This window comes from Nocardia sp. NPDC058640 (genome assembly GCF_042716995.1).
Classification (GTDB): Bacteria; Actinomycetota; Actinomycetes; order Mycobacteriales; family Mycobacteriaceae; genus Nocardia.
Window position 1 is genome coordinate 1 of the sequence record NZ_JBHXRG010000031.1, and the last position, 19115, is coordinate 19115.

At 66.7% G+C, this 19115-nt stretch carries 17 protein-coding genes and 5 tRNA genes; 10 read left to right on the forward strand and 12 right to left on the reverse strand.

All coding sequences use genetic code 11. From position 1 onward, the window contains the following. Positions 1 to 37 precede the first annotated feature (37 nt). Positions 38 to 111: transfer RNA gene (locus ACFWU5_RS24315), tRNA-Asp, on the reverse strand. A gap of 168 nt (positions 112 to 279) precedes the next feature. Here ACFWU5_RS24315 and ACFWU5_RS24320 point away from each other — a divergent pair. The 5 genes from ACFWU5_RS24320 to ACFWU5_RS24340 are packed head-to-tail and all read left to right on the forward strand — an operon-like array spanning position 280 to position 4825. Next, positions 280 to 1101 carry an SDR family oxidoreductase gene (locus ACFWU5_RS24320; RefSeq protein ID WP_379269076.1) on the forward strand — a complete coding sequence of 274 codons (822 nt, stop codon included), beginning with the start codon at positions 280 to 282 and terminating at the stop codon, positions 1099 to 1101. A 26-nt stretch (positions 1102 to 1127) separates the two neighbouring features. After that, entirely contained in the window at positions 1128 to 2333 is a 1206-nt protein-coding gene (locus ACFWU5_RS24325; RefSeq protein WP_379269078.1) for an acyl-CoA dehydrogenase family protein, read from the forward strand. 1 nt (position 2334) lies between these two features. Continuing rightward, complete coding sequence (locus ACFWU5_RS24330; protein WP_379269080.1) at positions 2335 to 3117, forward strand: SDR family oxidoreductase; 783 nt, start codon at positions 2335 to 2337, stop codon at positions 3115 to 3117. Then, complete coding sequence (locus tag ACFWU5_RS24335; protein ID WP_379269081.1) at positions 3110 to 4123, forward strand: phosphotransferase family protein; 1014 nt, start codon at positions 3110 to 3112, stop codon at positions 4121 to 4123. The genes ACFWU5_RS24330 and ACFWU5_RS24335 overlap by 8 nt, the downstream gene beginning before the upstream one ends. Before the next feature lie 21 nt (positions 4124 to 4144). After that, a complete protein-coding gene (locus ACFWU5_RS24340) occupies positions 4145 to 4825 on the forward strand; it encodes a TetR/AcrR family transcriptional regulator (protein WP_379269082.1) in 681 nt (226 codons plus the stop codon). A 61-nt stretch (positions 4826 to 4886) separates the two neighbouring features. On the opposite strand, the gene ACFWU5_RS24345 is transcribed toward ACFWU5_RS24340, so the two are convergent. The 4 genes from ACFWU5_RS24345 to ACFWU5_RS24360 form a co-directional block, all read right to left on the reverse strand. Further along, positions 4887 to 4960 (reverse strand) — tRNA-Phe (locus ACFWU5_RS24345). Between the two features lie 31 nt (positions 4961 to 4991). Next, positions 4992 to 5065: transfer RNA gene (locus ACFWU5_RS24350), tRNA-Asp, on the reverse strand. Positions 5066 to 5098: 33 nt separating this feature from the next. Next, a tRNA-Glu gene (locus tag ACFWU5_RS24355) sits at positions 5099 to 5171 on the reverse strand. Between the two features lie 91 nt (positions 5172 to 5262). Beyond that, positions 5263 to 5934: a TetR family transcriptional regulator gene (locus ACFWU5_RS24360; protein WP_379241250.1), complete on the reverse strand. Its 672-nt coding sequence runs from the start codon at positions 5932 to 5934 to the stop codon at positions 5263 to 5265. A 633-nt stretch (positions 5935 to 6567) separates the two neighbouring features. Here ACFWU5_RS24360 and ACFWU5_RS24365 point away from each other — a divergent pair. Together ACFWU5_RS24365 and ACFWU5_RS24370 are read left to right on the forward strand one after the other, a co-directional pair. After that, positions 6568 to 6643, forward strand: a tRNA-Lys gene (locus ACFWU5_RS24365). 347 nt (positions 6644 to 6990) lie between these two features. Further along, entirely contained in the window at positions 6991 to 7947 is a 957-nt protein-coding gene (locus ACFWU5_RS24370; RefSeq protein ID WP_379269084.1) for an acyl-ACP desaturase, read from the forward strand. A gap of 59 nt (positions 7948 to 8006) precedes the next feature. Here the strand turns inward: ACFWU5_RS24370 and ACFWU5_RS24375 are convergent, their stop codons facing one another. Beyond that, a complete protein-coding gene (locus ACFWU5_RS24375; protein ID WP_379269086.1) occupies positions 8007 to 8567 on the reverse strand; it encodes a hypothetical protein in 561 nt (186 codons plus the stop codon). Positions 8568 to 8759: 192 nt separating this feature from the next. Here ACFWU5_RS24375 and dusB point away from each other — a divergent pair, with 192 nt between their 5' ends. From dusB to phoU, 3 genes are all read left to right on the forward strand, one after another. After that, positions 8760 to 9923: a tRNA dihydrouridine synthase DusB gene (dusB, locus tag ACFWU5_RS24380; protein ID WP_379269087.1), complete on the forward strand. Its 1164-nt coding sequence runs from the start codon at positions 8760 to 8762 to the stop codon at positions 9921 to 9923. A gap of 253 nt (positions 9924 to 10176) precedes the next feature. Beyond that, positions 10177 to 12276: an LCP family protein gene (locus tag ACFWU5_RS24385; protein ID WP_379269089.1), complete on the forward strand. Its 2100-nt coding sequence runs from the start codon at positions 10177 to 10179 to the stop codon at positions 12274 to 12276. Positions 12277 to 12367: 91 nt separating this feature from the next. After that, a complete protein-coding gene (phoU, locus tag ACFWU5_RS24390; protein ID WP_379241244.1) occupies positions 12368 to 13033 on the forward strand; it encodes a phosphate signaling complex protein PhoU in 666 nt (221 codons plus the stop codon). A gap of 110 nt (positions 13034 to 13143) precedes the next feature. On the opposite strand, the gene pstB is transcribed toward phoU, so the two are convergent. The 6 genes from pstB to ACFWU5_RS24420 form a co-directional block, all read right to left on the reverse strand. Further along, complete coding sequence (pstB, locus tag ACFWU5_RS24395) at positions 13144 to 13920, reverse strand: phosphate ABC transporter ATP-binding protein PstB (RefSeq protein ID WP_056818713.1); 777 nt, start codon at positions 13918 to 13920, stop codon at positions 13144 to 13146. Positions 13921 to 13940: 20 nt separating this feature from the next. Further along, positions 13941 to 14846, reverse strand: coding sequence for a phosphate ABC transporter permease PstA (pstA, locus tag ACFWU5_RS24400; protein ID WP_379241243.1), 906 nt, complete (start codon positions 14844 to 14846; stop codon positions 13941 to 13943). Then, positions 14846 to 15817 carry a phosphate ABC transporter permease subunit PstC gene (pstC, locus tag ACFWU5_RS24405; RefSeq protein ID WP_379269091.1) on the reverse strand — a complete coding sequence of 324 codons (972 nt, stop codon included), beginning with the start codon at positions 15815 to 15817 and terminating at the stop codon, positions 14846 to 14848. Before pstC ends, pstA begins: the two co-directional genes overlap by 1 nt. Positions 15818 to 15909: 92 nt before the next feature. After that, positions 15910 to 17022 carry a phosphate ABC transporter substrate-binding protein PstS gene (gene pstS / locus ACFWU5_RS24410; RefSeq protein ID WP_379269093.1) on the reverse strand — a complete coding sequence of 371 codons (1113 nt, stop codon included), beginning with the start codon at positions 17020 to 17022 and terminating at the stop codon, positions 15910 to 15912. A 317-nt stretch (positions 17023 to 17339) separates the two neighbouring features. Continuing rightward, positions 17340 to 18248 (reverse strand): mycothiol synthase, encoded by a 909-nt coding sequence (mshD, locus tag ACFWU5_RS24415; protein ID WP_379269094.1) that lies wholly within the window; start codon positions 18246 to 18248, stop codon positions 17340 to 17342. Positions 18249 to 18340: 92 nt separating this feature from the next. Beyond that, entirely contained in the window at positions 18341 to 19102 is a 762-nt protein-coding gene (locus tag ACFWU5_RS24420) for a winged-helix domain-containing protein (protein ID WP_379241239.1), read from the reverse strand. Positions 19103 to 19115: the final 13 nt, after the last annotated feature.

Genomic DNA, 19115 nt, shown 5'->3' on the forward strand with positions numbered 1-19115 from the left:
GATGTGTATAAGAGACAGGTGTGGGGGACTTGCGCAGCGACCCTGACGGGACTCGAACCCGCGACCTCCGCCGTGACAGGGCGGCGCGCTAACCAACTGCGCTACAGGGCCATGATTGCTTTCAGTACCGAGACTGTACATGGCACCTCGAGCGCCCGTCACGCCGGGTCTTCCCGACGGCGTGATTGACATTACGCCCCCTGTCACCCAAGCTGAGCAGACTTGAAGTTGACGTCAACTTCTGACAATCGCACCCTCGCGGATCGAAGGAATCACAGAGTGAATGTCGCTGGGAAGGTAGCCATCGTGACCGGTGGCGGCGCTGGAATCGGGGCCGCGTTGGCTACCGCCCTGGTCGCCGCCGGTGCGCGGGTGGTGGTGGCCGATATCGACGGCGCGGGCGCGCTGGGCGTGGCCGCGCGGATCAATGCGCAGCATCCCGACAGCGCGGTCGGAGTCGGCGCCGACGTCGCCGGGACCGCCGCGATCGAGGGTCTGATCGCCACGGCCGAGCAACACTTCGGACCGGTCGATCTGTACTTCGCCAACGCGGGCATCGTCGGCGCCCCCGGCCTCGACGTCAGCGACAGCGACTGGGACCAGGCCCTGGATGTGAACCTGCGTGCGCATATCCGCGCGGCGCAGCTGCTGGTGCCGCAGTGGGTCCAGCGCGGCGAGGGCTACTTCGTGAGCACCGCGTCAGCCGCTGGCCTGCTCACCCAAATCGGTTCCGCCACTTACTCGGTGAGCAAGCACGCCGCCGTCGGCTTCGCGGAATGGCTCAATGTCACCTACGGCGATCAGGGCGTGCGCGTGAGCTGCCTGTGCCCGATGGGTGTGAACACGAAATTGCTCTACGCCGGGCAGGAGTCCGGCGAAGCGCTGGGCGCCGCCGCCACCCGCGCGGTCACCTCCGCGGGCACTGTCCTGGAACCCGCCGAGGTCGCCGAGATCGTCCTGACAGCCGTCGAGCACGAGCAGTTCCTGATCCTGCCGCACCCGCAGGTGCTGGACATGTACCGCCACAAGGGCTCCGACTACGACCGCTGGCTCAAAGGCATGCGGCGCTACCAAGCCGCCCTGCTGGCCGACAACCACTGACAACACAGGAGTACACCGTGTTCGAAATGACCGACCGCGCGAAGAAATACCGCGAGGACCTGCTCGACTTCATGGACGAACACGTCTATCCGGCCGAGGCCGTCTACGAAGAGCAGATGCGGGAATCGGGCGACCCGCACTTCCAGCCGCCGATCATCGAAGACCTCAAAGCCGAAGCCAAGCGCCGCGGCCTGTGGAACCTTTTCCACCCGCACCCCGGCCGCGGACCCGGCCTGACCAACCTCGAGTACGCGCCGCTGGCCGAGATCATGGGCCGCAGCCACCTGGCCGCCGAAGCCTGCAACTGCAACGCCCCCGACACCGGCAACATGGAAGTGCTGGAACTGTTCGGCACCGACGAGCACAAAGAGAAGTACCTGAAGCCGCTGCTGGACGGCACCATGGCCTCGGCGTTCGCGATGACCGAACCGCGCGTGGCCAGCTCCGACGCCACCAATATCGAACTGTCGATGGTGCGCGACGGCGACGACTACATTCTCAACGGCCGAAAGTGGTTCGCCACCAACGCTTTGCACAAGAACTGTCGCGTGATGATCGTGATGGGCAAGACCGATCCCACCGCCGCGACGCACCGTCAGCAGTCGATGATGGTGGTCCCGATCGACGCGCCCGGCGTCACCATCCTGCGCGGGCTGCCGGTGTTCGGCTACCAGGAACGCGAAGGGCACGCCGAAATCGACTTCGCCGATGTGCGGGTGCCCGCCAAGGACGTGCTGTCGGGTGAGGGTGAGGGGTTCGCGATCAGTCAGGCGCGCCTCGGGCCCGGCCGGATCCACCACTGCATGCGCAGCATCGGGATGGCCGAGCGCGCACTGGAATTGATGTGCAAGCGCGCGCAGTCGCGGGTCACGTTCGGTAAGCCCGTGTCGGAGAACGCCAACATCCAGGACTGGATCGCGGAGTCGCGCATCGACATCGAAATGGTCCGGCTGCTCACCCTCAAGGCCGCGTACCTGATGGACACCGTGGGCAACAAGGCCGCGCGCACCGAGATCGCCGCGATCAAGGTGGCCGCGCCCAATATCGCGTTGAAGATCATCGACCGGGCCATCCAGGTGCACGGCGCGGGCGGCGTGACCGGTGATTTCCCGCTGGCCGAAGCCTGGGCCAAGCTGCGCACACTGCGCCTGGCCGACGGCCCCGACGAGGTGCACAAGCGCGCCATCGCCCGCCAGGAACTGAACAAGTACCGCATCAAGGAGAGCAACTGACATGACCGGACTGGATCTGACCGGCCGCACCGCCATCGTCACCGGCGCCTCGCGCGGGATCGGCCTCGCCGTCGCGCAGGCCATCGCGGCCGCGGGTGGCAACGTCGTCTTGACCTCGCGCACACAGGAATCCGCTGACGCCGCCGCCGCGCTGGTGGGTGGTACCGCCATCGGCGTCGCCGCGCACGCGGTGGACGAGGAAGCCGCACAGCGCTGCGTGGACCTGACTCTCGAGCGCTTCGGCAGCATCGACATCCTGGTCAACAACGCCGGCACCAACCCCGCCTTCGGGCCCGTGATCGACCAGGATCACGGCCGCTTCGCCAAGATCTTCGACGTGAACGTGTGGGCGCCGGTGCTGTGGACCTCGCTGGTGCACCGGGCGTGGATGGGCGAGCACGGCGGCTCGGTGGTCAACACCGCGTCGATCGGCGGACTCGGACACGAGGCCAATATCGGGCTGTACAACGCGTCCAAGGCGGCCATCATCCACCTCACCAAGCAGATGGCACTGGAGCTCTCGCCGAAGGTGCGCGTGAACGCGGTCGCGCCCGGTGTCGTGCGCACCAAACTGGCCGAGGCACTGTGGAAGAACCATGAGGCCGCCGTGGCCGGGGCCAACGCGCTGGGCCGGATCGGCGAACCCGACGACATCGCCGCCGCCGTAGCGTTTCTGGTGTCCGACGCGGCCAGCTGGGTCACGGGTGAAGTCATGGTGATCGACGGCGGGCAGCGACTGGGCTACGCGCCGATGTTCCAGCGGGGAGCAGCACTCGGTGTCTGACACGCTCGCCATCGACCCGACCGCGGTGACCGACTGGTTCGGCACCCTCGGCATCGAACACACCACGCCGCTGCGCTTCGACCGCATCGGCCTCGGTCAATCCAATCTTACGTACCTCGTGCGCGATGCCGACGACCGGCGCTGGGTGTTGCGCCGACCGCCGCTGGGCCACCTGTTGGCCTCGGCGCACGACGTGGTGCGCGAGGCCAGGATCATGGCCGCGTTGGCCGACACCGACGTGCCCGCGCCGGGCATCCTCGGGGTCAGCCACGAGCCGCCGATGGTGCTCATGGAGTTCATCGACGGGCAGGTGCTGGACACCATGCCGATCGCGGAATCGCTGACCCCGCAACGTCGTACGGCCATCGGCGAATCGTTGATCAGCACGTTGGCGAAGATTCACGCCGTGGATCTGGACGCGGTGGGCCTGACCGATCTGGCCAGTCACAAGCCGTATGCGCAACGTCAGCTCAAGCGCTGGGGCGGACAGTGGGAACTGTCCAAGACCCGCGAACTGCCGGCGCTGGACGACCTCACCCGCAGGCTCGTCGCGGCCATGCCGGAACAGCGCGAGCTGACCCTGGTGCACGGCGACTTCCACCTGCGCAACGTCATCACCTCGCACGACACCGGCGAAGTTGTCGGCGCGCTGGACTGGGAGCTGTCCACCCTGGGCGACCCGCTGGCCGATATGGGCAGCATGCTCGCCTACTGGGTCGAACCCGGCGAGGACATCGGCGGCGACTTCCCCGCCTCGGCACTGGACGGTTTCCCGCGTCGCGCGGAACTGGCGAAGCTGTATCTCGAGCAGACCGGACGTGACGCGCAGGCGCTGCGGTACTGGCATGTGCTGGGGCTGTGGAAGGTCGCGATCATCGCCGAGGGCGTGCTGCGCCGGGCCATGGACACCCCGGAGAACAAGGCCGCGGCGGGCACTCCGACCGTCGAGCGGATCGACTCCGTCGTGGCGCTTGCGGTGCGTATCGCCGACGACGCGGGTATCTGAGGCCGGTATATAACTACAGCTATGGAACGACACGCGGAAAACGACGGCGAGGGCGCGCCGCCTTCGATGGCGCGCACCTCGTTGCTGCGTGAACTGCCCGCCACCCAGCGCGGCCTGCGGACGCGGGCCGCGCTGATCGCGGCCGGGCGCACCGTGTTCGAACGGATGGGGTACCTCGACACCCGGCTGATCGACATCACCCAGGAAGCCAACTGCTCGTCGGGCACGTTCTACACGTACTTCGCGGGCAAGGAAGAGATCTTCGCGGCGATCCTCGAGCACGCCCAGGAAGACATGATGCACCCCGGGATGCCGCATGTGACCGGCGACGACGACCCCGCGGCGATCATCGAAGCGGCCAATCTCGCCTACTTCCAGGCGTACGCGCGCAACGCGAAACTGATGGCCTTGCTCGAGCAGGTGTCCCACATCGATCCCGAGTTCGGGAAGCTGCGGCAGAAGCGCGCCGACGCGTTCATCGGCCGCAACGCGCGCGGCATCGCGGACCTGCAGCGGCGTGGGCTGGCCGATGCCGATCTGGACCCGTTGCTGACCTCGCGGGCGCTGTCGGGGATGGTCAGCCGGATGGCGTTCAACTACTTCGTCGCCGATGACGGCCGGGTGGACGGCAAGGAATTGCCGATGGAAGAAGTTGTCCGCACCGTGTCACGCCTGTGGGCGAACGCGCTGCGCATGCCCTGAAACCGGATGCCGTGAAACACAAGAAACCCCTACACCAGAATCTGGTGCAGGGGTTGACGTGTGGCCAGAGCCGGGATCGAACCGGCGACCTACCGCTTTTCAGGCGGTCGCTCGTACCAACTGAGCTACCTGGCCGGGAAGTACCGGATTGCTCTGGTACCACTTGCGACCCTGACGGGACTCGAACCCGCGACCTCCGCCGTGACAGGGCGGCGCGCTAACCAACTGCGCTACAGGGCCATGCTTTTGTACCTCTGTACAGTCCGAAGACTGTACCCCCTACGGGATTCGAACCCGCGCTACCGCCTTGAAAGGGCGGCGTCCTAGGCCGCTAGACGAAGGGGGCTCGTTCCGAATTTCTTCGGGGCGGCTTCAACGTTTCCGTTGGGAGCTCGCATAGCTTATGACAGGTCCACACAGAGTTCCAAATCGGCTGGTCAAGCGCTCAAACCGAGGTCTTCCAGGCGTGCTTGTTCGCGCCAGCCCTCGGTCCGGAAGTTCTGGATCCACACCGGGGTGGCCATGGCCTCCACGATAACCTCCAGCACCTCGGCGAACCGGGCACGCAGATCGGCGGCGGAACCGTTGGCGATCGGGTCGACCAGGTAGCGCTGCCCCGCCAACGCCGCGGACAGCGTGCGGGTGAAGCGGTCGGGGTCGGCGTCGGGGCGCAGCTGGCCGTCGGTGATGGCCCGCACCGCGAGCACCCGGGTGGCCCGGCCGACGATGCGACCGCCGCCGTTGCCGGTGTCGCGATGGAAGTCGGGCTCGATCACCAGGCGGTACTCGGCCTGCACGATGGTGTCGTGCTCGAGGCGCAGCGCGATCTCGTCGACCATGCCGTGCAGCACGTCCAACGGGCCCAGGTCAGCGCGTGCGAGCCAGCGCTCGGCACAGACCCGGTAGCGGTCGACGGCGGTCTCCAACACCGCGCGCGCCAGATCTTCCTTCGAGTCGAAGTGGAAGTACATCGCCCCCTTGGTGGCCCGTGAACCCTCCAGAATGCGGTTCAGCGAGGCCGCGGCGTAGCCGCTCTTGCCGAACTCGACGGCCGCGGATTTGATGATCGCCGCGCGCGTGCGGCGCGCCCGCTCTTGCTGACGTGCCATGCTCGAAACGCCTCCGAACCTTCTCGTCGCCGACGATCAATACCGACCGTCGGCGCGAATTGTGGTTTCTACCCCTTTGCCGAGAGTTCGCGCACCCATCGCGAACAACCCGGCACTGCGTACCTTCGGTGAATTCTCTCCACGCCTGCACCGACACCGGGACCACGGAAAACGCAGCACCGGTGATTGTTTCGATATTCACCAGGCAATCACCGTACCCGCATTCACTGGGCGACATGCGGCGAATGGAGCACCTATCCGAACATCCGGTCCGGTTATCCGGATCGGCAAATGCGGTGCAACCGGAATGCTTGCGTTCGCTACGAATTCCACACGCGCGCAGCACGGTTGACCGTCGCGCACCGTGGACGGAGTCCGCCCGCCGGCCACCCGCTTCGGACCGCTGCACCGGTGTCGCACCCCCACTGTTCGAAAGATGTTGCGATACAACAGTATTCGACTGCGATCCGCAAGCTCGACCGCGAACGACGCTGAGCACCAGGCGTTTACCGTCGCATCGTCGCGGCCGCACGCCCCGTTACCGACCACCACCAGCGGCGATCGGCCGCCGCCACCCGGGGAGGGGGCCGCTATTGGGTGTCGGGGCACAGTGTCCGCTAGACTCCGCTGCGCGCCCCTTTAGCTCAGTTGGTAGAGCTGGTGACTTTTAATCACTAGGTCGTAGGTTCGAGTCCTACAGGGGGCACCACAAGCTCGACCGTGACCACCGTCACGACAGCGACATCCACGCGGCGCGGCAGGCCCCGGCGACACCGCCGCGGGCGGCGCGTACAGCGGCAACGACCCCTCCGAGCAGCCGCTACGAACTGTTCATCTACCAGCAGCTAACGCCGACAGCCCCACGGCGATACTCCCTATGTTGCGAGCGAAACGCCTAGACTCGTCAGCACAACCATCGGTCCTACTGATCAGTAGTGACGTAGCTCAACATCGATGGAAAATCGCTCTGTTGCGTTTCGCATCACACCTACGGTGCCGTAAGGTATGGCCGCATCGCGACGTTCGACCGCAAGCACGACAGCGAAGGGTTTTTACATGGCAAGGGATCTGACTCAACTCGAACTGCTCACGGAGTTGGAATCGGTTGCCGAAGAAAACGTCAACCGGCACATGTCGCTGGCCAAAGAGTGGCATCCGCACGACTACGTCCCGTGGGACGAGGGCCGCAACTTCGCCGCCATGGGCGGCATCGACTGGGATCCTGAGCAGTCCAAGCTCAGCGAGGTCGCCAAGGCGGCCATGATCACCAACCTGCTCACCGAGGACAACCTCCCGTCCTACCACCGTGAGATCGCCGAGAACTTCTCGCAGGACGGCGCCTGGGGCACCTGGGTCGGTCGCTGGACCGCCGAGGAGAACCGCCACGGCATCGTGATGCGCGACTACCTCGTGGTCACCCGCGGCGTGGACCCGGTCGCCCTCGAAGAGGCGCGCATGATCCACATGACCAACGGCTTCGCCTCCCCCGCCGAGGTCGACGCCGGGTTCCTGCACTCGGTCGCCTACGTGACCTTCCAGGAACTGGCCACTCGCGTGAGCCACCGCAACACCGGCAAGGTGTGCGACGACCCGATCGCGGACCGCATGCTGCAGCGCGTGGCCGCCGACGAGAACCTGCACATGATCTTCTACCGCAACCTCTGTGGCGCGGCGCTGGATCTGTCGCCCGACCAGGCGATCGAAGCGATCTCGTTGATCGTGGAGAACTTCCAGATGCCCGGCGCGGGCATGCCGAACTTCCGTCGCAACGGCGTGTTGATGGCCAAGCACGGCATCTACGACCTGCGTCAGCACCTGGAAGAGGTCGTGCAGCCGGTGCTGAAGAAGTGGAACATCTTCGAGCGCACCGACTTCACCGCCCGCGGCGAGGCCACTCGTGAGCGGCTGGCCGGCTTCCTGGAGAAGCTGGGCGAGGACGTGCTCAAGTTCGAGGAGCAGCGCGACAAGATGCTGGCCCGCGAAGCCAAGCGTCGCGAAATGGCAAGCGTCTAAAGGTCTTTCCACGAAAAAGCCGCCCACCGTTCGCAGGTGGGCGGCTTTTTCGTTGGTTACTACTTGAGCGGGAGGGTGCCGTCGGCGCTGCCCACGTCGGCGATCTGCCAGTTCTTGCCGCTGTCGACGGTGATGTTGTAGGTCACCGTGTTGCGCAGGCCGTCGGGGTTCTGGGCGTTGGTGGTGCTCACGTCGACGAACGCGGCGACCTTGTAGACGCCGTCTTCGTGCGACAGGACCTTCGCGGTGATCGGGGTCGCGCTCGAGGTCCACTTCAGCGGGACGATGATCTGCTCGAGCTTGGCGCCGGTGGCGTCGAACTTGGCCGACAGTTCCGGCGAGGTGCCCGCCTTGAGCTTGCCGACCCAGGCGTTGACGTCGGTGTAGTTCAGGCTGGCCGAGCCCACCGAGTAGTCCAGCGCGATCTGTTCGGCCTTCGCGTTGTCGGCGGCTTGGTCCTGCATGTCGGAGACCTCCGAACGCGCCGAGCCGAGCAGCACGCCGAGCACCACCGCGACGATGGCCAGCACGGCGATCGCGGCACCGCCGACCAGCGAGGAAACGCGCACGGCGACGGTGCCCTTCGCGGGGGTTTTCGTCAGGTCGGGGGCGTCTGCCATGGTCTTCTCCGATTACGTGGGAACAGCGCATCGCCGGAGGCGGCGAGGCCAGCGAGGTCAAGGCTACTGAGTTCGCGGGCGATACCCGTACTCGTAGTAACAGGTAAAAGCGGCGCGAAGGCCGTGATGGCGGTCATGACCCGGGCAAAGGCATCGGTGCGCGAGATCGATCACATCGGGGCAGATGAGAGAATGGCAGACGTGACTACGACGATGCCCAAGGCGCCTACGGGCTTGCGGATCGGGCCCTTTCCGGTCGATCCGCCGGTGGTGCTCGCGCCGATGGCGGGCATCACCAACCGTGCCTTCCGACGACTGTGCCGCGAATTCGGCAGCCCGACCTCGATCTACGTGTGCGAGATGATCACCGCCCGCGCGGTGGTCGAGCGCAACGAGAAGACGCTGCACATGATGTCGTTCGACGCCGACGAGCATCCGCGGTCGATGCAGCTGTACGGCGTGGACCCCAAGACGCTGGGCGAGGCCGTACGGATCATCGTGGGCGAGGGCTGGGCCGATCACATCGACCTCAACCTCGGCTGCCCGGTGCGCAAGGTGACCAAGCTCGGCGGCGGTTCCGCGCTGCCCTACAAGCGCAGGCTGTTCGCCAATATCGTGCGCGAGATGGTGGCCGCGGCCGAACCGGCGGGCGTTCCGGTGACCTTCAAATTCCGCATCGGCATCGACGACGAGCACCACACGTACCTCGACACCGGCCGCATCGCCGAAGCCGAGGGCGCGGCCGCCGTGGCACTGCACGCGCGCACCGCCGCGCAGCTGTACTCGGGTGCGGCGGACTGGTCGGCGATCTCTCGCTTGAAGGAAGCCGTCACCTCGATCCCGGTGTTGGGCAACGGCGACATCTTCACCGCCGACGACGCCTTGAAGATGATGAACGAAACCGGTTGCGATGGTGTGGTCGTCGGCCGCGGCTGCCTCGGACGGCCCTGGCTGTTCGCCGAACTCAGCGCGGCCTTACGCGGCGAACCGATCCCCGAGGGGCCCACCCTGGGCCGCGTCGGCGAGATCCTGGTGCGCCACGCCACCCTGCTCACCGAGCACGACGGTGAGGACAAGGCCATGCGCGATATTCGCAAGCACATGGCCTGGTACCTGATGGGCTTCCCGGTCGGCTCGCAGCTGCGGCGCAGCTTCGCCACGGTGTCGCGGCTGTCGCAAATCGAGGAATTGGTCGGCCAACTCGACCCGACCGTGCCGTTCCCCACCGACGCGCTGGGGCCGCGCGGACGGCAGGGTTCGCCGCAGACCAAGGTCACGCTGCCCGACGGCTGGCTCGACGATCCCGAGGACGACACCGTCCCCTCCGCGGCCGATGTGATGCACAGCGGCGGCTGAGAAGGCATAACGGCGGCTGATCGCGAGTCGACATCAATTCGTAAGCCGACGCTGTTTTGCCCGTCGGCGAGCCCTCGACCAGGCCTTTCCTTAGCCGATCGAAGGTTCGAATCCAGATAGTCCGCGATTCCCCAGTGCACTGGAGTGGCCACTCGTGGCGGAATCGTTATCATTGCGGGATCGCTCGACTCCGGTTCGATCGGGGCCGGGCGATACGCGCAGGCTGCGCCAGATAGAGAAGTGAGGTTCGTTGGTGGGTGACGATCGGCGCGGGCGCACGCCCCGGCCCGGGAATCGTGCCCCCTGGGAGCGGTACTCGACGGGCGAGCCCACAGAACAACCGGACACCGGCGCACGCCGTTCCCGGCACGCGGACGCGACCCCCGAACCCGGCTCGGCACCGCTGACGGTGGCCGACCTGGTCAACCGGGTCGACAGCGAACGCACCAAGCGCAGCAGACGCGCCCCCGACACCACCGCCGACCCTCGTGCGGGCCGCCGGGCCCCCGAAGCCGCCGACCCGAGCTCACGAGCAGGCCGCCGCGCCCGCGAACAGGCACCGCGCCCCACCCCGCGTTCGGACATCGGCCCCCGCACCGACGGCTCCCCCGTCGTCGACGACATCGCGGGCGTCGCACCGCATCGCGCGGAATCGCCCGCCGACCGCACCGCGACCACCGCGCTGCCCGCGCAGGCCAACGCACCGAAACGCCCCCCGGCCCCCGCGCGCCGCACCGCCGACGCCCTCGATCCGCCCACCGACATCCTGCCCGCGGTCACCGCCGCCGCACCCACCCGCGCCAAGTCCGCCGCGCCGCACCGTTCCGAGCCGCGACCGGGCACCGGCGGTCGACGCACCAAGCAGGCCAGAATGGCGGGCCGCGTCACGCTGACCTTCATCGCCGTGCTGACCCTGGTCATCACCGGCGGCGGCTGGAGTTACCTGCAGGCCACCGGCAACAGCTTCACCCAGGTCGACGCACTGGGCGGCGGCGCCACCGGCGACGTCCTCGACGGCGACATGCAGTTGGGCGACGAGAACTACCTCATCGTGGGCACCGACACCAGAGCGGGCGTCAACGCCGACATGGGCGCGGGCGACGCCAAGGACACCGAAGGCGCGCGCGCCGACACCGCGATGCTGGTACACATCCCCAAGAATCGTTCGCGCGTGGTGGTCGTGTCGTTCCCGCGCGACCTCGACGTCACCCGGCCGGTCTGCGCGGGCTGGGACAACGAGAAAGCCGCCTACACCGATCAGAAGTTCCCCTCGGCCATGGGCGACAAGCTCAATGCCGTCTACGCGTTGGGCGGGCCGAAATGCCTGGTCGACGTGGTGCGCAAGATGTCGGGCCTGACCATCGGCCACTTCATCGGCATCGACTTCGCCGGCTTCGAAGCCATGGTCGACGAGATCGGCGGCGTCGAGGTGTGCTCGACCAAACCGATCATCGACGGTGTGCTCGGCCCGGTGCTGGAAAGCTCGGGCAAGCAGCGCGTCAACGGCGAGACCGCGCTGAACTATGTGCGCGCGCGCCACGTGGCCGGTGAGGAACGCAGCGACTACGACCGGATCAACCGGCAGCAGCGGTTCCTCGCGTCACTGTTGCGCGGAGCGTTGTCGAGCAAGGTGCTGTTCGATCCGGGCAAGCTCAACGGCTTCATCCAGGCGTTCACCGCCCACACCTTCGTGGACAAGGTCACCCCGCAGGACCTGCTGCTGCTGGGCCGATCGCTGCAGAAGATGGACGCGGGCGCGGTGACCTTCCTGACCATCCCGACCGCGGGCACCACCAACTACGGCAACGAGATCCCGCGCACCGCCGACATCAACGCGATCTTCCGCGCGGTCATCGACGACCAGCCGCTGCCCGGCGAGACCAAGGCGCCCGAAGTCGAGAGCTCCGCGCCCTCGCCCGCACCGACCGCGCCCACGCAGTACGCGGTCGCACCGGGCACGATGTCGCTGCTGGTGTCCAACGGTTCGGGCACGGTCGGCCTGGCCAAGACCGTGGCTTCCAAGCTCAGCTACCAGGGCTTCGGGATCTACAACACCGGCAACTACTCCGGCGGCACCACCCCGACCTCCACGATCCGCTTCGCCCCCGGCCTGGAAGCCGAGGCCGCCACCGTGGCCAGCACCATCCCTGGTGCCGTGCTGGAACAGACCAACGAGCTGGGCAGCATCATCGAAGTGGTGGTCGGTTCCGATTTCGGTGGCACCGTGCGCACGGTGACACCGGTGGGCTCGCAGCTGCCGAACGTGCCGATGGGCCAGCCGCACAGCGCGGGTCCGATCGCGCTGCCGTCGGACCTCGAGCACATGAACGCCGCCGACGACACCTGCAAGTAAGCCCACACCGCTGACCTGCCACGACACTGCCACACGGCATTAACCCTGTGTTGGGTGACAGGTATGCCCGTACCCACTAGGGTCAGCAATTATGCGTGTCATCTACAACGAGCAAATGGCCGACCTCGCCAACCTCCTCGGCGAGATGGCCGGTCTCGCTGGCCAGGCCATGGAGCAGGCCACTCAATCACTGCTGCAGGCCGATCTGGGCCTGGCCGAGCAGGTCATCGGCGAGCAGGATCGGATCTCGGTGATGATCAGCGAGGCCGAGGAGAAGGCCTTCGCGCTGCTGGCCCTGCAGGCACCCGTCGCGGGCGACCTGCGACAGGTCGTGAGCGCCATCCAGATCGTCGCCGACGTCAACCGGATGGGTGCGCTGGCGCTGCACGTGGCCAAGGTGACGCGTCGCCGCCACCCCAACCACGCGCTGCCCGAGTCGGTCAACGGCTACTTCGCCGAGATGGGCCGCATCGCGGTCAACATGGGCGCGGGCGCCAAAGAGGTACTCGAGACCCGCGACCCCGAGCGCGCCGCCCAGCTCAACCAGGACGACGAGGCGATGGACGACCTCCACCGCCACCTGTTCACCCTGCTGATGGACCGTGACTGGACCTACGGCGTCGGCCCGGCCGTGGACGTGACCCTGCTCGGCCGCTACTACGAGCGCTTCGCCGACCACGCCGTGGAGATCGGCCGCCGCGTGATCTTCCTCGTCACCGGCGTCCTGCCCGCCGACGAGGACCTCGAAACCAGCTGACAGACAACGACTTTGCCCCCGCCCTCTGTGCGGGGGCTTTTTCGTGCCGCCAACGAGAAAAGCCCCCGCACTCCTTTCGAGAAGGAGGCGAGGGCTTTCCGCGATAGCTCTTACCCGAAGCGGCCCGAGATGTAGTCCTCGGTGGCGCGCTGGGTGGGGTTGGAGAAGATCTTCTCGGTGTCGTCGATCTCGATCAGACGGCCGGGCTTGCCCTGCGCCTCGAGGTTGAAGAAACCGGTCTGGTCACTCACACGCGCGGCCTGCTGCATGTTGTGGGTGACGATGACGATCGTGAACTCTTTCTTGAGCTCGGTGATCAGGTCCTCGATCGCCAGCGTGGAGATCGGGTCCAGGGCCGAACACGGCTCGTCCATCAGCAGCACGTCGGGCGAGACCGCGATCGCGCGGGCGATGCACAGACGCTGCTGCTGACCACCCGAGAGACTGCCACCGGGCTTGTCGAGACGGTCCTTGACCTCGTTCCAGAGGTTGGCGCCCTTGAGGGAGCGCTCGGCGACCTCGTCGAGTTCCTTCTTGTTGCGCACACCCTGCAGCTTCAGCCCGGCCACCACATTGTCGCGAATGGACATGGTGGGGAACGGGTTCGGGCGCTGGAACACCATGCCGATGGTGCGACGCACGCCGACCGGGTCGATCGAGGAGCTGTAGATGTCCTCGCCGTCCAGCAGCACCGCACCTTCGACGCGGGCGTTGGGAGTCACCTCGTGCATGCGGTTCAGCGAGCGCAGCACGGTGGACTTGCCACAGCCGGAGGGTCCGATGAAGGCGGTGACGCTGCGCGGCAGCACGGTCAGTTCCACATTCGCCACGGCGTGGAAGCTGCCGTAATAGATGTTGAGATCTTTGACGTCGATCCGCTTGGCCATGAGGAGTATTCCGTTCGCTTCTATCGGTTCCGGGTGAGCAGCTTGTTGACGCCGGCGGCAGCCAGGTACAGCGCCGCGATCATCAGGATCAGCGTGAGCGCCGCACCCCAGACACGTTCGCGGCCCGCGGCCTCCGGGTTGGCCAGCTCTTGGTAGATCAACAGCGGCAGCGAAGCCATATTGCCGTCGAAGATGTTCTGGTTGATCGACTTGGAGTAGCCGACCAGCACGAGCACCGGCGCGGTCTCACCCATCACGCGGGCGACCGACAGCAGAATGCCGGAGATCATGCCGGGCGCGGCGGTGGGGATGACGATCCGCAGGATGGTCTTCCACTTCGGCACACCCAGCGCGTACGACGCCTCACGCAACTCGTCGGGCACGAGCTTGAGCATTTCCTCGGTGCTGCGCACGACCACCGGCAGCATCAGCAGCACCAGCGCCAGGGAGACGGCGAAGGAGCTCTGCGGCATGCCCAGCGTGGCGATCCACAGGGCGAAGATGAACAGCGCGGCCACGATCGAGGGGACACCGGCGAGGATGTCGACCATGAAGGTGGTGACCTTGGCCAGGCGTCCGCGACCGTATTCGACCAGGTAGACCGCGCCCATGATGCCCAGCGGCACCGCGATGACGGAGGCGACCAGCGCCTGCACGATCGTGCCGTAGATGGCGTGGTAGACACCGCCGCCGGTCTGCTCGGGCAGGATGCCCTTCTGCGAGTTGAACCACCAGTCCGAGCTGATGATCGCGGTGAAACCCTTGCTCACGACCAGCCCGAGCACCCACACCAGGGGGATCAGCGCGATGAGGAAGCACAGGGTCACCAGGCCGGTGGCGATGTTGTTCTTGATCCGCCTGCCGGTACTCACGTGCCGGAAGGTCGGAGCCTTGAGCGGCTTGTCCAGGGTCGTCGTGGTGGTCATCAGCCGTTCACCTTTCCACCGGAGGCCAGGCGGGCCAGCGCGTTGACCACGAAGGTCAGCGCGAACAGAACGAAACCGGCGGCGATGTAGGCACCGGTGGGCAGCGGTGAACTGAACTCCGAAGCCGCCGAGGCGATCTTGGAGGCGAAGGTGTAGCCGCCGTCGAACAGCGACCAGTTACCCGCGTTGCTGGCGGTACGCAACACGACAAGCACGGCGATCGTCTCACCGAGCGCACGGCCCAGACCCAGCATGGAACCGGCGATCACACCACTGCGGCCGTACGGCAGCACAGTCATCCGCACGACTTCCCACTTCGTGGCGCCCAGCGCCTGCGCGGCCTCGATGTGCGCGCGGGGGGTGAGCGCGAAGACCTCGCGGGCCACCGAGGTGATGATCGGCAGGATCATCACCGCGAGCACGACACCGGCGGTGAAGATGGTGCCGCCACCGGCGATCGAGACGTTGCCGTCGGCAAACAGGAAGAACCAGCCCAGGTTGCTGTTGAGGAATTCCTGCACCGGCGCGATCTGCGGCGCCAGCACCAAAAAGCCCCACAGACCGAACACGATGGACGGCACCGCGGCGAGCAAGTCGATCAACATCGTGAACGGCTTGCCCAGCCGCGACGGCGCGTAGTGCGTGAGGAACAGCGCGATGCCGACGCCGATCGGCACCGCGACGATCAGTGCGAACACCGAGCTCAAGACCGTGACCATGAACAGGTCGCGGATACCGAAACGGAGATTGTTGGCATCGCCGGTCGAGAACTCGGTGCTGGTGAAGAAGTTGGCGTTGTCGGCCATGAGCGAGGGGACCGCGCGGATCAGCAGGAACAGCGCGATCAACGCGATCGACGCGACGATCGTCGCGCCTGCCGCGGTGGCCATCCATCGGAAGATCGTCTCGGCGTTCAAGCGTCCGGGACGATCCCCGTCGGGGGCCTTGTCGAATGTCGGTTCGGTCGGCATATTCGCAGTATCTCCGGCCGCCCGTGGGCTCGTCGAATTCGACGAGCCCACCGCGGTCACCTCAGGGTTCATGGTCATGGCCAATCAAGCGATCAGGAGATGGCGTTGATCGCGGTGGTGAGCTTGGTCTTGAACGCGTCGGGCAGCGGCACGTAGCCGGCCTCGGTCAGACCGTTCTGGCCGTTGGTGACGGCCGAGGTCAGGAACGCCTTGACAGCCTTGCCGGTCTCGGCATCGGCGTACTTGGAGCACACGACCTCGTAGGTGGCCATGACGATCGGGTACGAACCGGCGACGGTCGGCTTGTAGAACGAGCTGGTGTCCAGGATCAGGTCGTTGCCCTCACCCTTGACCTTCACGCCGTCGATGGCCTTGGCCGCGGTCTCGGCCGACAGCTTGACCGGGTCCTTGCTCGCGGAGGTGATGATCTGCGAGATGGACAGGTTCTGCGCCTTGGCGAAGGACCACTCGTTGTAGGTGATCGAGTTCTTGGTGCTCTTGATCGCGGCCGAGGTGCCCTCGTTGCCCTTGGCGCCTTCGCCGACGCCACCGTTGAAGGTCTTGCCGCCGCCCTTGCCCCACGCGCCGTCCGAGGCCGCGTCGAGGTAGAGCTGGAAGTTGTCGGTGGTGCCCGACTCGTCGGAGCGGAAGATCACGGCGATCTTCTCGGCAGGCAGCTTGGCGTTCGGGTTCAGCGCCTTGATCTCCGGGGCATCCCAGGTGGCGACGGAGCCGTTGAACACCTTGGCCGCGGTCGGGCCGTCGAGCACGAGGTCGGACACGCCGTCCACGTTGTAGGTGATCGCGATCGGACCGAAGACGGTCGGCAGGTTCCACGCCGGGCTGGCGCAACGCTCGGCCGCCTTGGCCGGCTCTTCCTTCTTCGAGCTCAGCGCCGAGTCGGAGCCACCGAAGTCGGTCTGGCCGCCGATGAACTCGTTGACGCCCGCGCCCGAGCCGGACGAGGTGTAGTTGAGGGTGAAGCCGTCGCAGTTGGCCTCGTAGGCGGCGACGAAACGCTCCATGGCGTTCTTCTGCGACGAGGCACCCGACGCCTTGAGCGCCTTCTTGCCACCGCAGGCAACGCTGGTGTTGGCGGCGTTGCTCGCATCGCCGGTGCTGTTCTCGTCACTGCCACAGGCGGCCAGGGTCATCGCGCCCGCGGCGAGAACGCCGACCAGGGCACTGGTGCGCTTGAAGTTCACTTTTCCTCCGACAATGCTGGGGTGTCTCACTCGGTCCCTCACCGGCCCGAGTGAGGCTGGGTAGTACTCGCAGTTCCGATGGAACGCGCGCACCAGGCGACGACTGTGCCGCCCAGAAGTAACCTAAGGTCGTCCGGTTGACAGTTGGCCCGACGTGGGTTAACGGAGAATGAACACGTCGGCGCAAACCGGGCGCAGGGTGTGACGTTAGCCCCAGTTTTACCGGCCCGTACCCGGTCATCCTCGCAATATTCTCCTGACGCACCAGAATTCATCTGGCATGTGAGGTGCCTCGCATCAGGGCAGTGCGCACGTGATCAGGGCAGTGCGTACGCCACATCGATATGTGAAGGCGCGAAGCCGAGCTTGGTGTAGGTGTGCACGGCGGCGGTGTTGTCGGCCTCGGTGTAGAGCAGGACTTCCGTCGAGCCGGTGGCCTTGAGGTGGCGCAGACCGGCCAGGGTGAGCAGTCGGCCCAGGCCCCGACCCTGTGCGGACGGGTCGATACCGACCACGTACACCTCGCCTGCCGGGGCGGCGTCGGGGTGCTGTTTGGTCCAGTGGAAGCCGAGCAGGCGGGACGGATCGGCGACGTCGAAGGCCAGGAAAAGGCCTGCCGGTTCGAACCAGGATTCCGCGCGTCGGGCGGCGATATCGCGTGCGGTCCAACCGCCCTGTTCGGGATGCCAGGCGAACGCGGCGTTGTTCACGCGCAGGATCTCGAGGTCGTCGATGGGGCCAGCGTACGTGCGCACGATGAGGTTTTCGGGCAGCTCGAGTTCCGGTAGCTGCGGTGTTGCCAGCGATCGACGCATCTGCCACAGTTCGCGGGCCGTACTCAGCCCGAGATCGGTTGCCAGCTTCTTCGCGGCGGGCAGGTCACCGTGTGCCCAGACTCGCGCACCCGACCCACCCTCGGTCAAAGCCGCGCGGACCAGGTCGGTACCGATGCCGGTGCGGCGCGCGGTCGGATCGACGGCTACTTCGGCCATCGCGGAGTGATTGTCATGTGCGGCAACGAGATTGGCGTAGCCGACGAGTTCGCCCGCGCGTTCGGCGAGCAGATGCCTGGTCGAGGAATCCGCGTCGGCCAGCGACAACACCGCCTGCTCGGACACCGCCGCGACGCCGTCCTCGACCTTCGCGCGCTCGAGCAGCGCGCGCACTCGACTCGCCGTCGCGGGTTCGATCTGCTCGGTCCAGGTCAGAGTTGCCTGCTGCGGCATCGCGTCCTCCTCGATAGCGGTAGTAACTACCGCACGGTCCCCCCGGAGGCTACTCGGCCGCGCGCCACCACGCTGTGGCCCCGGCTGGAGGGCTACTGCGCGGAGCCGTTGACCGGGGCGTACGACTCGTCGCCGTCGAGATCCTCGTCGACGAAGGTCACCGGCGCGGCCTCGCCCTTGGGGGCACGGGCCGGGCGCACGGCCTTGTAGCCGACATTGCGCACGGTGCCGATCAGCGACTCGTACTCGGTGCCCAGCTTGGCGCGCAGGCGTCGCACATGCACGTCGACGGTGCGGGTGCCGCCGAAGAAGTCGTACCCCCACACCTCCTGCAGCAGCTGCGCGCGGGTGAAGACCCGGCCCGCGTGCTGCGCGAGGTACTTGAGCAGCTCGAATTCCTTGTAGGTGAGGTCGAGCGGGCGACCACGCAGTCGCGCGGTGTAGGTGCCCTCGTCGATCACCAGCTCACCCAGGGTGATCTTGCCGGTGTTCTCCGGGCTCGCGACGCCACCGTTGCGTCCGACCAGCAGCCGCAGCCGCGCGTCGAGTTCGGCGGGGCCGGTGCCGGGCAGCAGGATGTCGTCCAGGCCCCAATCGGCGTTGACGGCCACCAGACCACCCTCGGTGAGCACCGCGACCACCGGCACCGAGGATCCGGTGCTGCCGAGCAGTCGACACAGACCGCGCGCACCGGCGAGGTCGATCCTGGCGTCGACCAGCGCGACGTCGGCGCTGCTCGCTTCCAGCAGAGACGACACCTCGGTCGGCGCGGGCCGGACGTTGTGCGCCAGCAGCGACAACGACGGCAGCACCGCGTCGGGGTTGGGGTCGGAAGTCAACAGGAGCAGCTCCATGGGGCTCTCCTCC